Consider the following 14,150-nt stretch of genomic DNA (forward strand, 5'->3'; position numbering starts at 1 on the left):
GCCGTATTCGCTCAGCCCCGTCCCTCGCCTGCGGCCCACAGCGCATCGAGCCCGGCGCGATAGGTCGGGTAGGCAAAGGTCATCCGGAGATCCTGCTTGGCCCTGGTGTTCCGGATGCGCCGGTTGCTGGCGTAGAAGCTCCGCGCCATCGGCGACAGTTCGGCGCTGTCGAACGGCAGCTCCGGCGGCGGCGCGAGGCCCATCAGGCTGGCGGCATAGGCGATGACGTCCTGTGGCGGCGCCGGCTCGTCGTCGACGATGTTCCAGGCGCCACCGGTCCCACGCCGGATCGCGCCCATGATGGCGCCGGCGATATCGTCGACATGGATGCGGTTGAACACCTGGCCCGGCTTGACGATGCGGCGCGCCCGGCCGGCGCGCAACTCGACCAGCGCGTTGCGGCCGGGCCCGTAGATGCCGCCGAGCCGAAGCACCGCCAGCCGGTCGCCGATCCGGCTTTTCCACTCCTCCTCGACGCGAACCCGCGCCTGCACCCGGTCGTGCTCCGGCGCCAGCGGCGTATCCTCGTCGATCCAGGCGCCCTGGTGGTCGCCATAGACGCCGACGGTGGAAAGATAGACCACCCGCGCCGGGCCGGATGCGATCGCATCCCCGAAATGGGTCAGCGCGGGATCGTCACCCGCGCCGGGCGGGGCCGAGATCAGCACGACGTCCGCCTCGGCGGCCTTCGCCAGCGTCGCGGCGGCAGGCGTCGTCCCGTCGAACAGGCCGACATCGTAGCGCGCGAGCTGCGCGCGCTTCTCGTCGCTGCGCACCGTGCCGCTGATGCGCGCGAAGCCGGCGCCATGGAGATCGACGAAGCGTTGGGCGGAGTAGCCGAAGCCGATGACGAACAGGTTCATGCGCGGATTGCTCTGATGGGGCGAGCCCGATCTATCCGGCATCGGGCGACCCGCGCAAATCAAATGAGGCTCCTCCGCAAGGTGGCTCCGCCTGCAGATGCGGCGGTACTGACCTGCCGCCCTTGTCATGGCTCCCGTCATGGAACATGTCTTATGATCAGGCGACAGGAGATGGACTGCCCGATGAATTTCCATTCGATCTACCGCCACGGCTTCGCCCGCGTCGCCGCCTGCGTCACCGCCTCCAGCGTCGCCAATCCGACCGCCAATGCGGCGGCGATCCTGGCGGCCGCGCGTGCCTGCCATGACCAGGGCGCGGCGGTCGCGGTGTTTCCGGAGCTCTGTTTGTCCGGCTACGCGATCGAGGACCTCGTCAAGCAGGACCCGCTGCTCGATGCCGTGCAGCGCGGGCTGCTGACGCTTGTGGAAGCCTCGCACGATCTGATGCCCCTGCTGATCGTCGGCGCGCCGCTGCGCTTTGCGCATCGGGTCTACAATTGCGCCGTCGTGATCCACCGCGGCGAGGTGCTCGGCGTCATCCCCAAATCCTATTTGCCGACCTATCGCGAGTTCTACGAAGGCCGCCACTTCGCCTCCGGCGCCGGCATCCGCGGCGAGATGATCGAGGTTGCCGAGACCATGGCGCCGTTCGGCACCGACCTGTTGTTCGCGGCCGCCGATGTCCCCGGCCTCGTGATCGGCGTCGAGATCTGCGAGGACATGTGGGTCCCGGTGACGCCGGCGTCCGAGCTCGCGCTCGCCGGCGCCACCGTGCTCGCCAATCTCTCCGGCAGTCCCATCACCGTCGGCCGCGCCGAGTCCCGTTCGCTGCTGTGCCGCTCGACCTCCGCCCGCTGCCTCGCCGCCTATGTCTACGCGGCCGCCGGGGTCGGCGAATCCACCACCGACCTTGCGTGGGACGGCCAGACCTCGATCTTCGAGAACGGCGTGCTGCTCGCCGAGAGCGAGCGCTTCCGCCAGACCGGCCAGACCATCTTCGCCGATGTCGATCTCGATCTGCTGCGCCAGGAGCGCGTGCTGATGGGCACCTTCGACGACAATGCGCGCGCAACGGAGAGCGGCGTGCATTGGCGCCGCATCGGCTTCGAGCTGCAGCCGGCCGAGGGCGACATCGGCTTCAGGCGCAGCATCGAGCGCTTCCCGTTCGTGCCGAGCGATCCCGCGCGGCTCGATCAGGATTGCTACGAGGCCTACAACATCCAGGTCGCCGGCCTGACGCAGCGGCTGCGCGCCACCGGCACCAAGCGCATCGTCATCGGCGTCTCCGGCGGCCTCGATTCCACGCATGCGCTGATCGTGGCCGCCAAGGCGATGGATCTGCTCGGCCTGCCCCGGACCAACATCCTGGCCTACACGATGCCGGGCTTCGCCACGGGCGCGCAGAGCAAATCCTACGCGCATGCGCTGATGACCTCGCTCGAGGTCAGCGCCGCCGAGCTCGACATCCGGCCCGCGGCGACGCAGATGCTCAAGGACATCGGCCATCCGTTCGGCCGCGGCGAGGAGGTCTACGACGTCACCTTCGAGAATGTGCAGGCCGGCCTGCGCACCGACTATCTGTTCCGCCTCGCCAATGATCGCGGCGGCCTCGTGCTCGGCACCGGCGATCTCTCCGAGCTGGCGCTCGGATGGTGCACCTATGGCGTCGGCGATCAGATGTCGCACTACAACGTCAATGCCGGCGTGCCGAAGACGCTGATCCAGCATCTCATCCGCTGGGTCATCGCCACGCATCAGTTCTCCGCCGATGTCGACCGCACGCTCGAGGCGGTGCTCTCAGCCGAGATTTCCCCCGAGCTGGTGCCGGTGAAGGAGGGCGAGACGCCGCAGAGCACGCAGGCCGCGATCGGCCCCTATGAGTTGCAGGACTTCAATCTGTTCTACACGCTGCGCTACGGCCTGCGTCCGTCCAAGATCGCCTTCATGGCGCATCACGCCTGGAAGGATGCGCGCGCCGGCGCCTGGCCACCGCACTTCCCTGATGACAAGCGCAACGCCTACGCGCTCGCTGATATCCGGAAGTGGCTGGAAGTGTTCCTGAAGCGCTTCTTCGCCTTCAGCCAGTTCAAGCGCTCGGCGATGCCGAACGGTCCGAAGGTCGTCGCCGGCGGCGCGCTGTCGCCACGCGGCGACTGGCGCGCGCCATCGGACGGCAATGCCACGGCGTGGCTGGAGGATCTGGAGAGCGTGCCGAAGTAGCGGCCTGGCGAAGGGACTGGTCTTCGTCATAGAGGCGCGCGATGTTTCAGCATGGGCAGTACGCTCCCTCTCCCCCTTCTTCACGGGGAGAGGGTCGGGGTGAGGGGCAACCACACGGGCAGTCTTAGTTATTAGGCCGAGGGCCGCTTCAGCAGGAACATATCTCCGGCCCAGTCGAGCTTCTGCAGCTTCCCGTCACAAGTCCCCGCGTCCAATGAACACCATCGATGCCGCTGCCCCTCACCCCAGCCCTCTCCCCGTGAAGAACGGGGAGAGGGAGCGCAGCGGGGCTCGCCGCGACATGGTTGCATCCCGCCATCTTGCTCCGCGGCCCCGCTTACAATATGCGGAGAGGTGCCGAGGCCTGATCTCGCGCGGCCCTGCAATTGCACTCGTCCAACGGAGCCCATCATGAGCGTCACCGCCGCCGGCATTTCCTCGATGGCCACCCGACAGATCCTGGCCGAGCTCGCGGCCGCCTATGAGGAGGCGACCGGGGAGGTGATCACGATCGAATCCGTCGGCGGCGTCGACGCCGCCAAGCGCATCCGCGCCGGCGAGGCCTTCGACTTCGCGGTGCTGGCCTCCGACGCGCTGCAGAAGCTCGAGGCCGACGGGCATCTCGTGCCCGGCAGCATCATCGAGATCGCGGAATCGCCGATGGCGATGGCGGTGCGCGCAGGCGCGCCCAAGCCCGATCCGCTCGACGAGGCCGCCGTGCGCAAGGCGATGGAGAGCGCCAAGGCGATCGGCATCTCGACCGGGCCGAGCGGCACCCACGTGCAGACGCTCGCGAAAGACTGGGGCCTGGAAAGCGAGGGCGCCTCGCGCCTCGTCCAGGCCAAGCCCGGCATTCCCGTCGCAAAGCTTCTGGCCGACGGCGAGGTCGAGGTCGGTTTCCAGCAGCTCAGCGAGATGCTCGGCGCGCCCGGCATCGACATCGTCGGCCTGCTGCCGGCCGCGCTGCAGCCGGGCACCGTGTTCGCCGCCGCACTGTGCAAGGCCGGCGCGCACAGCGACGCCGCCCGCGCCTTCATCGAATATCTCGTCTCCGAGGAAACCGCCGAGACCAAGCGGCAGCACGGCATGACGCCGGTGTGAGTCGTTTACGCGGCAGCGGAGTTCCGCGCTCGCCCGCGTGAAAAAGAGTCCAGCGCCTGTCGTCTTGGCGATCGTCCGCTCGTCCTCCAGAATGAGATCTGCAGGAGACGCAAGATGAGCGCATCGTACTATCGCTGGGTGATCGTGGCGGCCGGGGGCGTGCTCGGCTGTGTCGCCGTCGGCGGCTTGTTCTCTCTGCCGGTGTTCCTCAAGCCGATGGCCGCCGCGACCGGCTGGTCCGTCGCCGGGATCTCCAGCGCGCTGACGATCGGCTTCCTGGCGATGGCCTGCACCAGCATGGCCTGGGGCACGCTGTCCGACCGCATCGGCCCGCGTCCCGTGCTGCTGATCGGCTCGACCCTGCTCGCGTTGAGCCTGCTGCTGGCGAGCCTGACGTCGTCGCTGCTGATGTTCCAGCTGCTGTTCGGACTGATCGCAGGCGTTGCGACGGCGGCGATCTTCCCGCCGGTCATGGCGACCGTCACCGGCTGGTTCGACACCCATCGCAGCCTCGCGGTCTCCCTGGTGTCGGCCGGCATGGGCGTGGCGCCGATGACGATGTCGCCGCTCGCGGCCTGGCTCGTCTCCAGCTACGACTGGCGCGCCGCGATGCAGTGCATCGCCGCTATCGTCGCCGCCATCATGATCCCGACGTCGCTGCTAGTGGGCCGTCCGCCCATGTCAGCGCCCGGCGCCGCCATCGCGTCCGGCCCCGCCGACGGCCCGCCCGAAATGACGCGCGCGGCGGCGCTGCGCTCGCCGCAGTTCCTGATCCTGCTCGCCACCAACTTCTTCTGCTGCGCCACCCATTCGGGCCCGATCATCCACACCGTCAGCTACGCCGTCACCTGCGGCATCCCGCTGATGGCGGCGGTGACGATCTACAGCATCGAGGGCCTCGCCGGTCTCGGCGGCCGCATCGCCTTCGGCCTGCTCGGCGACCGCTTCGGCGCCAAGCGCGTGCTCGTGCTCGGCCTGCTGGCGCAGGCGTTCGGCGCACTGGCCTATGTCGCCGTGCGCGACCTCGCCGCCTTCTACGTCGTCGCCGCCACCTTCGGCTTCCTCTACGCCGGCACCATGCCGCTCTATGCGTCCATCGCGCGCGACAACTTCCCGCAAGGCATGATGGGCACGGTGATCGGCGGCACGGCGATGGCCGGCAGCCTGGGCATGGCGACCGGCCCGCTGGCCGGCGGCCTGATCTACGACAGCTTCGCCAGCTACACGTGGCTCTATGTCGGCTCCTGGGTGATGGGCCTCGGCGCCGTCCTGATGATGATGACCTTCAGGCCGTTCCCGAAAACGCAGGCCGCGTTGGCGCCGGTGCAAGCCCCGGCGTGAGCCTGTTGCGAAGCAGCAATCGATCGGTGAATCGCTGCTAATAGGATTGTTCCTAATCAGTTATGTCCGAGCGCACACCAACGCTTGATCGGTGATCCGGAACCCGGCCGTCATCAGCGGGTTGGGCGAGCGTGTCGTTTCAACCCGATGGAGATCGGATCCATGAAGAAGACTCAGCTCGCCCTCGCCACTCTCGTCGCCCTCAGCTTCGCCGCCGCGCCGTTCGCGGCCCAAGCCAAGCACCACAAGAAGCACCAGTCCTCGACCGCCACCTCGTCGCAGACCACCGGCGCCAACATGCAGCCCGGCAGCGGCAACATGAAGTCCGGCCGCGACTCCACCTCGTCGAGCCAGGGCAATGTCGGCCCGGGCACGAACCAGGCGGGGAGCATGAGCAAGTAGTTCGCGTCGGCGGCGCTCTAGCTCAGCGCCGGAAAGCCACGAGGCGGGCTTTCCGGCGCACGATTGCAACCTGCGTCGAGCTCACCCTGCGGCGCACCGGCTCCCCTTACGGAGATCGTGAAAAAGTCACGCGGGGCAGTTCCTCAGACCTGACTACCTGTCCTCGATCCTGCACGCTGACGCCGACAGGAAGGCCCGACTACTTTGAGGCTTTCTTCAGCTTGTGGTCCAAGTGCCCGGTGCCGTGATCCCGGCGCAGCTGGCTGAGCGATGTTTCGTTCAGTTTAAACAGCACATCGCTGAGCTTGCTCTCCCCCGGATAGCCGGCCGCAAACGTCTTGCCGTAGATATTGCGCAGCGTGCTGACCAACGTGTTGCCATGCTTCCTGCTGATCTCGCCATCCTTGTCGCGATGGCGCCCGTCGAGGCCCGGTTCCTTCATCCGTCTCTCCCCATGATAGGCGACTTGCGCGCTTGAGGAACAGCCTGCGCCCAATTCATCCGATTGGCAACGCTGCGGCGCGAAAGAGCCTAGTCGGCAGCACTTGGGGGATACGGGCGATCGCAACTGACGATCCAAGTTTTGTGCCCGTCTGTCTCCGCGATCAATCAATTGGGGAGCGGGCCACGGGCGCGACGATACACGGATTGTCAGAGAGAGGACTTCGATCTCTCAAGCGCAACGCGGTGAAATGGCGCCTTGTCTCCGGTCAGAGATGAAGGCCTCGTCATAGCTAGTGCACCGTCATCTTGATGGTATCGCTTCAGTGGAGTGCGGCAAGGGAATGAAATCTTGTTTTCAAGGGCATGTCGATCTCGTCTGGCTTGCGGCGGACCCGTTTCATCATGCTAAGCTGACGCCTGGCAGCCAAGGGCAATATTGATGGTGACGAAGGGGCGTGACTATTATCTAGGACTGAGACGCCGCTATGAGCCGAGCGTTGTAGAGCTCATCATCGTCGCGGAATCGCCGCCGGCATCTGGGAAATATTTTTATGATCCGAGTGGTTCGATCGCGGAGCCGCTGTTCGCTGCCTTCATGCGCCAAATAGGAATAGTCCCTGTCCGCAAAGAGGCCGGCCTTCGAGAATTTCAGAGTAAGGGCTGGGTTCTGGTAGACGCAACCTACCAACAAGTGGACAAGCTCCCGCAAGATGCCGCCCAAGATAGAAATGCATTGATCGAAGGCGATTATTCTCTCCTCGTCGCAGACCTTGCCAGCCTAATGTCTGATCGCGGCGTTCCTCTGATACTGATCAAAGCAAACGTGTGCCGGATCCTTGAGCCCCGACTGACGAAGGACGGCTTCAATGTGGTGAACGCCGGCCGCCTTGTCTATTTTCCAAGCACGGGACAGCAGAAGAAGTTCGAGCAGCAGTTCGCCTCGGTTCTGAAATCGGTTGGTTGAGGTTCGGTCGGCTGGGGTAAGGTGCGGCGGGTGCCGATGTGTGCGAGTTCTAGCCGACACTTTCGACCACGCGGGTTGCGCCTTCATGTCCTCTTTCAATAACCCGCCGCCAGATATCATTCTCCAGATCTCCGAAAATCGTCTTCTGCTCCCGCCTCGTGTTGAGGGCGTACGCGTCATCACTATACGAGGTGGGATGCGATGGACGTGGATGCTGCGCGCGACGAGCGTAGGCGTTGCGGACGGCCAAGTCGTATGGTCCCGGCCTCCCGATGCTGAGGTCAAGTCCGTGCCGGCCTGTTGATACGGCGGCGCGGGCGATGGAGGCAAGAAAGTCCGGTTCTCAAGGAGAGCACGCAGGACACGGTTAAGACCAATCGAGCAGGGAAGGCAGGCTCGTCGTAAGGCACGACCCATTTTGTATTTTTAGAAGCTGAACAGCGGCCACTTCGAGACTTCGCGCTGCCTACTCTTTCGGCGCCGCCGGAGGGGGCGTCGGCGGCTTCGCCTCCGGTTGCTTCGCCTCGGCCGGCTTCTTGGCAGGAGCTCCAGTCTTGGCTGCGGGGGAAGCTGGCGCTGCCGGCGGGACTGGCGCTGCCGGCGCGACGGGCGCGGATTGTGAGACGTTCACCGCGAGGCCGAACAGGCGCCATTGGCCGTCGACCGGCGCGAAGAGAAGCTCAAAGTTCACCTGCGAGGGAACGGAGGGGAAGAAGCCGGCCATGCGCATCATGCCGTTCGGCACGATCTCCGGCAGCACGCTGAGTTGCGGATCGATGACGGCAGTGCCCGACAGGTCGAGCTTGTCGTTGCGCTGCGAGGTGAAAATTTCGGACAGGCGCGCGGCCGTGTTGGCCGCCTGGAAGCCGGGCGAGCCGAGGTCGCGCAAAACGGTGTAGTTGCCGGTCTTGTTGGCATGGTCGAGCGCCAACAGCGCCGAGCGGATCAGCATCAGCACGCCATTGCGATCGATGTTGGCGGGCTTGGCGTTCGGCGTCGGTTGCGGCTGCGCGAGAGCGGCGGCGCTGCTCACGATCAGCAACAGCAGCGCGGCGCCAGCGCGCCGCGCGATCGCTGCGAGCAATTGACTTACCACTGGACCGAGACGGCTCCGCGGCCACCCGCGACGTTGCGCTCGAGACCGATGCCCGCGCCGGCATTGCCGACGATGGCGTAGCCCTTCGTCTCGTAGAGCAGCGCGGTGCCGCCGATGGCGAACGCATTCGCCCCCTGGAAGTTGCCGTAGCCGGCGGAGAGCGCAAACTTGCGGCCGGGGAGCAGCGCGGGCATCGATCCGGCAGCGAGCGCGATGGCCGTGCCGGTGCGCGCCTCGAGCCGGTTATCGGTGATCTGCGCCGAGAGCGAGTTGATCTGGGTCTGGAAGCTGCCCGGGTTGAAGCTCGTCGCCGCCAGGTTGCCGGCGGCGTCGGTGGTCACGAACGAGGTTGGGCCGGTCTGCGCGGCGAGGCTTGCCGCCGAGGTCAGGCCTGCCATCTTGTAGGTGTTGGTGGCCGTTCCGATCGAGACCTGGTTGACGGCAGTGGTTGTTGCCCCCGCGCCGATCGCCGTCGAGCCGGCGAATCCCGCCGTCGCACCCGTGCCGATGGCCATGGCGCTGACTCCGGTGGCCTGCGCCGTGTTGCCGATCGCAATGCCGTTGTTGCCGGTCACGGTGGTGTTGGTGCCGATCGCGACGATGTTGGTGCCGTTCACGGTGTTGCCCGTGCCCATCACGCTTGCGCCCGCCGAACTCGCGGCCCCAGCCACCGTGTTGTTGGTACCCACGACCTGCACGTTGTCGCCAAAGCCCGCTGTATTCGTGCCGTTGACAGTGTTGCCGTCGCCGAACACGAAGCTGCTGTTGCCGTTGACGGTGTTGGGATCGCCGATTGCGAAAGTGCCGTTGCCGTTGACGGTTTGGCCGGTGCCGAACGCACCGCTGTTGTTGCCCGTCACGCTGTTGGCGGAGCCCATCGCCGTGCTGTTGGTGCCGCTCACGGTCTGACCGGTACCGAACGCGGAGCTGCCGGCGCCGCCGACGGCCACTGAACTGTTCGAGCCGACGACGGTGCTGTTCGCCGCATTCGCGACCGTGCTGCCGCCGATCGCGACGCTGAGGCTTCCGAGCGATCTGGCTGCGTTTGCGCCGACGCCATCGCCGCCGCCGATGGCGACGCTGTAATTGCCGGTAGACTGGACCTGGTTACCGCTGTTGGGATCGGCACCGGCGCCGATCGCGGTGCTGTAGGTGCCCGCAGCGGCGCCGGTCGCGTTGGCATTGGCGCCGATGCTGGTGACGCCCGCTGCCGGCGTGGACGCGCCCGAGAAACTGCCGATCGTCGTCGAGTTGGCGCCAAGGGCAAAGGCACCGAAGCCCAGGGCGGTGGCGCCGCCCGAGGTGCCGGTCGCAGCGCCTTGTGCCACGGACGAGATGCCGCAGGCGACGTCATGCTGGTTGGCTGAAGACGATCCGGAGCCGCTGACGGGGGCCGAGCCTGTTGCGCTGCCGCCGCATACGAATTGCGCGGACGCCGGATTGGAGATTGCGGGCAGCGTGACTGATCCCAACAGGACGAACAGAAACGCCGTATGAGGTAGACGATATGGCTTCTTCGAAAATTGCTTGCCGCTCATGGTGCCCTCAATATTGGCCCGCGCTGCTTTTATTACCGCCATCATTCATTAGTTCGAGGGGTTTGGAAATGATCAGAAACCTTGCTGCGACAACGAGTTTTCGACCGTGTCCGCCGCGCCACACACCATTTGGCGTATGGAACTGAGCAACGGTCGTAGACAAGGGGCGCTCTTCTCCAGGGAAAAGAGCTTCAATTGGGCGACTCCTCAGCCGGTCCACATCCGTTGTGATTTCGCCAGCTCAGAGTCTCAAGCAGGCACGCGCGAGCTCCCGCTGATTGACGGTGGAGCCTGTTTAAAGGTCGCAGCCGAATGCGATGGCAAAGCTGATAAGAATGCCGATGGTCGTCAGATCAGTCGCCTCGACATACTGATGGAGTATCGCTCGAATCCTGATGTATCGGTCTGGCGGATTTTGCGCCGAAGCCGACGTTCTATTTGCTGTCTCAATCCCTTGCGCCTCTCGAGCCTTGCAAGCAAAAAAAACGGCTTCACTTTTTCCGAAATTTGTGCTCTACTCCCTTGATCCCGCCTCGATGCAGAGGGCGTACGCGTCGTCACGATACGTGGAGGTGGGCTGCGGTGGACGTGGATGCGGCGCTGGACGAGCGCGGCATTGCGGACGGCGAAGTCGTGTGGTCCCGGCCTCCCGAAGCTGAGGTCAAGTCGGTGCTGGTTCGCGAGAGCGGCGGCGCTGACGATGGGGGCAAGAAAGCCCGGTCCCCAAGGAGAGCACGAAGGACACCGTTAAAACCGATCGCGCAGGGAGGGCCGGGTCCGTCCGGCTGGACCTGTGGTACCTGCCGCCTGCATTTTTTTCCGCAGGCGGGCCACGGGCCTCAGTCGAGGTCCGGCTCTCCCTGCGCCTCTGATGTGTCGAGGCGCGCGACGGATGCAACCCTCGGGCTGGTTCAGCCGCGAGATTGCGTGCGCATGTCCGGAGCGACCGTTCTGCATCGATCGCGCGTTGGCTGTTTGACAGGGTTGATCGGAGATCAGAGAGCGCGGCTCAAGCGAGACTTGGGCTCAAACGCCCCGCTTCGCCAAGAGGCTTCGCCGGCACGCTTCGCCGTTTGGGCCACTGCTCGGCTGCGCCACGCGTAGCCCAAAGGGCGAAGCGTGGTGCCCCTGGCCGGAATCGAACCAGCACTCCTTGCGGAACTCGATTTTGAGTCGAGCGCGTCTACCAGTTCCGCCACAGGGGCATTCGCGATGGACCCTGGGCAGGAACCAGCGAAGCGAGGCGGACTATAGCGGGCGGCGGGGCAGGGTCAACCCGCACGGACGTGATGCGCCGGCATCTCGACAGCTTTCGCGGGCCGGAGTAGGAGCCGGAACAGCCCGGCGTGGCGCCGGATGCAGGCCCGTTCGGGGAGGACCGATGAGCAATACCTCTGTGATGGCGCGACCCGCGGCAGGGGCGATGAGCCCGGCGGTGACGGCGGCGCTGCTCGCGGCCGGCATCGCGGCGGCGGCGCTGGCCGGCGCCTGGTACATGCAGCTGGTGTGGGGCCTGCAGCCCTGCGAGCTCTGCCTGAAGCAGCGCTGGGCCTATTACGCGATCGTGCCGCTCGGGCTGGTGATTGCGCTGGCCGCCAGGGGCGGGGTGCCGCGCGCGCTCGTGCTCGCAGGCCTCGGCCTGATCGCGCTGGCCGCGCTCGGAAATGCCGGGCTCGGCGTCTATCACGCCGGCGTCGAATGGGGCTTCTGGCCCGGCCCGACCGAATGCACCGGGCCGATCGGCAATCTCGGCAGCGCCGGCACGCTTCTGGACCGGCTCGACAGCGTCCACGTCGTGCGCTGCGACGAGGTGCAATTCCGCTTCCTCGGCCTGTCCTTGGCCGGCTACAGCGTGCTGATCTCGCTCTTCCTCGCCGCCCTCGCTGGCTGGGGCATCACGCGCAAGACGACCTAATCGTCCACATCCTCCTGCGGCCGTCCGAACAGATGGACGATGCCGGGGGTGGCGATCGTCACGAAGACGAAGCGCGAGAGGTGATGCGCGCCGACGAAGATCGGGTCGATGTGCAGGGTCAGCGCCAGCGCCATCATCGCGTCCATGGCGCCGGGGGCGAAGGCGACGATGGTGTCGGAGAAGCGCACATGCGTCACCATCACGATCACGGTGACGAACAATGCGGAGATCGCGACCGCGATCGCGAACGAGCCGAGCGCCGCCCTGATATGGCTGAGCAGCGTCTTGACCCGCATGCGCGCGAAGCGGCTGCCGATCAGGGCGCCGATGCCGACCAGCGCCACGCCGCGCATCCACTCCGGCAGGCCGCCCTCGACGAGCCCGGTGCCGTGCAGCACGCCGCTGGCGACCATCGCGCCGAACAGCCAGCTCGCCGGAAACTTGATCAGCTGCATCAGGACGGCCGCGGCCAGCGAGGCCACCAGCAGCGCGAGCAGGCCGAGCGGCGAGGCGACACTCTGGTCGAGCGAGATCGGTGCCGCCGGCGCGACGCCCGCGATCGCCAGCACCAGCGGCAGCGCCGCGGTCAGGATGATCACGCGCAAGGTCTGCACCACCGCGATCGCCGGCAGGTCGGCGCCGCGCTCGACCGCGAGCAGCGTGATCTGCGACAGCGCGCCGGGGCTGCCGGCGAGCAGCGCCGAGGTGCGGTCCCAGCCATGGACGCGCTGCAGATAGAGGCTGGAGCCGAAGGTCGAGCAGAAGGTCGCGAGCGCGAGCAGCGCGATCGTCACCGGATAGGCGCTGACATGGGTGATCAGCTCGCGTGAGACGATCGCGCCGATCGAGATGCCGAGCAGCAGCAGGATGGTCTGGGTCAGGATCGGCGGCATCGCCAGCGGGCGGCCGGCGATGGCGGCGATCGCCGTCGCGATCATCGCGCCGGAGATCAGCCCGCCCGGCAGATGGGCGAACAGGAAGATGAGCCCGCCGGCGGTGCCGAGCGCGAGCGTCTCGAGCGCGCTCAGCGTCTTGGCGCGGCTCGGCCATTCGAAGGGGAGGGAGGAGATGATCTGGCGCACGGCGCCTTATGCCAAAACCGAAGCGGGGGAACAATTCCCCGCCGCTGCGGTGCGGCCATGCATGCGGGGGAAGGCCAACAAAGGCTTGACGCTGCCGCCCGGCGGATCATTTCGGCTTGTCGGGCACAGCCGTGCTGGTGGCGGCCGCCGCCTTGTCGCGCTTGCAGGCGGAGCGGAACTTGCCGCGCGCCTTGCCCTTCAGCCCCTGCTCGTCCGCCTCCTTGGAGCAGGCCACCGAGATCGCGCGGCGCGCGGTCTTCTCCATCGTGGCGAACTTGTCGGTGGCGGCATCGGGCCGTGCCGGCAGCGTCAGTCCGGGCTGACAGACAGCGGGACCCGCGGCCAACAGGATGGCGATGGCGGCGAGCGTGGCAGCCGCGCGGGCAGGGAGAGTCATGCTGAAATCCTCGAACGAAACGCGCGGCCCATGTCCGCCGATGCTGAACCCGGTGTGAATGCCATGGGCCGGATCGGCAGGCGAGGCAAATTATATTTTCGCGCAAGGCCCAGCCTGCCTGCCTTGTCGCAGGCCGGCCGCCCGCTAAGATTGTAGTCCCATTCCATCATGGCTCCACAGGGAGATCGAGAATGAGTTTTCACGCAAAATCATTGGTTGCCGTTGCAACTCTCGGCCTGGCAGCTCTCGGCCTGGCCGCGTTCGCCGCCGCGCCGGCGCAGGCACTGACGTCGCAGGAATGCAGCGCGAAGTACAAGCAGGCGAAGGAGGCCGGCACGCTGAACGGCCAGAAGTGGAACGACTTCCGCAAGGCCCAGTGCGGCAGCGACGCGACCGCCGCGGCGCCGGCTGCGCCCACGGCCCCGGCCGCGCCCGCCGCCGAGGCGAAGCCCGCGAAGGAGAGCAAGTCTGCGGCAAAGGAGGAAGCGGCTCCTGCCGCGGCGCCGAGCGGTCCGGCCGTCTTCCCGACGGCGGTGGATCAGAAATACGCCAAGGAGAAGCCGGGTACGGCCCGCATGCATACCTGCGTCGATCAGTACAACGCCAACAAGGCGACCAACGCCAATGGCGGCCTGAAGTGGATCCAGAAGGGCGGCGGCTACTTCAGCGAATGCACCAAGAAGCTGAAGGGCGCCGCCTGAGCAAAGCGTTTCCGAAGGGTATCGCGCCGGCCGGATGCATCGCGTCCGGCCGCTGCTGTTGGCAGCCGCTGCTCTTGGCGGGGAGG

14 protein-coding genes and 1 tRNA gene are annotated in these 14,150 nt (G+C 66.5%); 8 read left to right on the forward strand and 7 right to left on the reverse strand.

Annotated features, from left to right (window positions below; translation table 11 throughout):
* Window positions 1–11: 11 nt before the first annotated feature.
* Window positions 12–863, reverse strand: coding sequence for an SDR family oxidoreductase (locus tag NLR35_RS15415; protein ID WP_257167375.1), 852 nt, complete (start codon window positions 861–863; stop codon window positions 12–14).
* Between the two features lie 183 nt (window positions 864–1,046).
* On the opposite strand from NLR35_RS15415, the gene NLR35_RS15420 reads away from it, so the two are divergent.
* The 4 genes from NLR35_RS15420 (at window position 1,047) to NLR35_RS15435 (ending at window position 5,927) form a co-directional block, all read left to right on the forward strand.
* Window positions 1,047–3,083 carry an NAD(+) synthase gene (locus NLR35_RS15420; protein WP_257167376.1) on the forward strand — a complete coding sequence of 679 codons (2,037 nt, stop codon included), beginning with the start codon at window positions 1,047–1,049 and terminating at the stop codon, window positions 3,081–3,083.
* 411 nt (window positions 3,084–3,494) lie between these two features.
* Window positions 3,495–4,184, forward strand: coding sequence for a substrate-binding domain-containing protein (locus tag NLR35_RS15425; protein ID WP_257167377.1), 690 nt, complete (start codon window positions 3,495–3,497; stop codon window positions 4,182–4,184).
* A 114-nt stretch (window positions 4,185–4,298) separates the two neighbouring features.
* On the forward strand, window positions 4,299–5,525 hold the full coding sequence (locus NLR35_RS15430) for an MFS transporter (RefSeq protein ID WP_257167378.1): 1,227 nt from the start codon (window positions 4,299–4,301) through the stop codon (window positions 5,523–5,525).
* Between the two features lie 162 nt (window positions 5,526–5,687).
* On the forward strand, window positions 5,688–5,927 hold the full coding sequence (locus tag NLR35_RS15435) for a hypothetical protein (RefSeq protein ID WP_257167379.1): 240 nt from the start codon (window positions 5,688–5,690) through the stop codon (window positions 5,925–5,927).
* A 199-nt stretch (window positions 5,928–6,126) separates the two neighbouring features.
* On the opposite strand, the gene NLR35_RS15440 is transcribed toward NLR35_RS15435, so the two are convergent.
* Window positions 6,127–6,369, reverse strand: a complete 243-nt coding sequence (locus NLR35_RS15440) for a hypothetical protein (RefSeq protein ID WP_257167380.1) — start codon at window positions 6,367–6,369, stop codon at window positions 6,127–6,129.
* 441 nt (window positions 6,370–6,810) lie between these two features.
* On the opposite strand from NLR35_RS15440, the gene NLR35_RS15445 reads away from it, so the two are divergent.
* Complete coding sequence (locus NLR35_RS15445) at window positions 6,811–7,335, forward strand: hypothetical protein (protein ID WP_257167381.1); 525 nt, start codon at window positions 6,811–6,813, stop codon at window positions 7,333–7,335.
* A gap of 466 nt (window positions 7,336–7,801) precedes the next feature.
* Here NLR35_RS15445 and NLR35_RS15450 read toward each other — a convergent pair whose 3' ends face one another.
* Both NLR35_RS15450 and NLR35_RS15455 read right to left on the reverse strand, forming a co-directional pair.
* Window positions 7,802–8,419 (reverse strand): hypothetical protein, encoded by a 618-nt coding sequence (locus tag NLR35_RS15450; protein ID WP_374940817.1) that lies wholly within the window; start codon window positions 8,417–8,419, stop codon window positions 7,802–7,804.
* Window positions 8,420–8,424: 5 nt separating this feature from the next.
* Window positions 8,425–9,969, reverse strand: coding sequence for a YadA family autotransporter adhesin (locus tag NLR35_RS15455; protein ID WP_257167382.1), 1,545 nt, complete (start codon window positions 9,967–9,969; stop codon window positions 8,425–8,427).
* Between the two features lie 136 nt (window positions 9,970–10,105).
* Here NLR35_RS15455 and NLR35_RS15460 point away from each other — a divergent pair, with 136 nt between their 5' ends.
* The gene (locus NLR35_RS15460) at window positions 10,106–10,495 is read left to right on the forward strand and encodes a hypothetical protein (protein ID WP_257167383.1); all 390 of its coding nucleotides are present in this window, start codon (window positions 10,106–10,108) and stop codon (window positions 10,493–10,495) included.
* Window positions 10,496–11,089: 594 nt separating this feature from the next.
* Here NLR35_RS15460 and NLR35_RS15465 read toward each other — a convergent pair.
* Window positions 11,090–11,174, reverse strand: a tRNA-Leu gene (locus NLR35_RS15465).
* Between the two features lie 176 nt (window positions 11,175–11,350).
* On the opposite strand from NLR35_RS15465, the gene NLR35_RS15470 reads away from it, so the two are divergent.
* The gene (locus tag NLR35_RS15470) at window positions 11,351–11,884 is read left to right on the forward strand and encodes a disulfide bond formation protein B (RefSeq protein ID WP_257167384.1); all 534 of its coding nucleotides are present in this window, start codon (window positions 11,351–11,353) and stop codon (window positions 11,882–11,884) included.
* Here the strand turns inward: NLR35_RS15470 and NLR35_RS15475 are convergent.
* Complete coding sequence (locus tag NLR35_RS15475; protein ID WP_257167385.1) at window positions 11,881–12,966, reverse strand: AbrB family transcriptional regulator; 1,086 nt, start codon at window positions 12,964–12,966, stop codon at window positions 11,881–11,883. The genes NLR35_RS15470 and NLR35_RS15475 overlap by 4 nt on opposite strands.
* A 106-nt stretch (window positions 12,967–13,072) precedes the next feature.
* Window positions 13,073–13,363, reverse strand: a complete 291-nt coding sequence (locus NLR35_RS15480) for a PsiF family protein (protein ID WP_257167386.1) — start codon at window positions 13,361–13,363, stop codon at window positions 13,073–13,075.
* Between the two features lie 191 nt (window positions 13,364–13,554).
* On the opposite strand from NLR35_RS15480, the gene NLR35_RS15485 reads away from it, so the two are divergent.
* On the forward strand, window positions 13,555–14,064 hold the full coding sequence (locus NLR35_RS15485; RefSeq protein ID WP_257167387.1) for a hypothetical protein: 510 nt from the start codon (window positions 13,555–13,557) through the stop codon (window positions 14,062–14,064).
* The last annotated feature ends 86 nt before the right edge of the window (window positions 14,065–14,150 follow it).

Origin of the sequence: Bradyrhizobium sp. SRS-191 (genome assembly GCF_024586915.1) — a bacterium.
Lineage (GTDB): Bacteria > Pseudomonadota > Alphaproteobacteria > Rhizobiales > Xanthobacteraceae > Bradyrhizobium.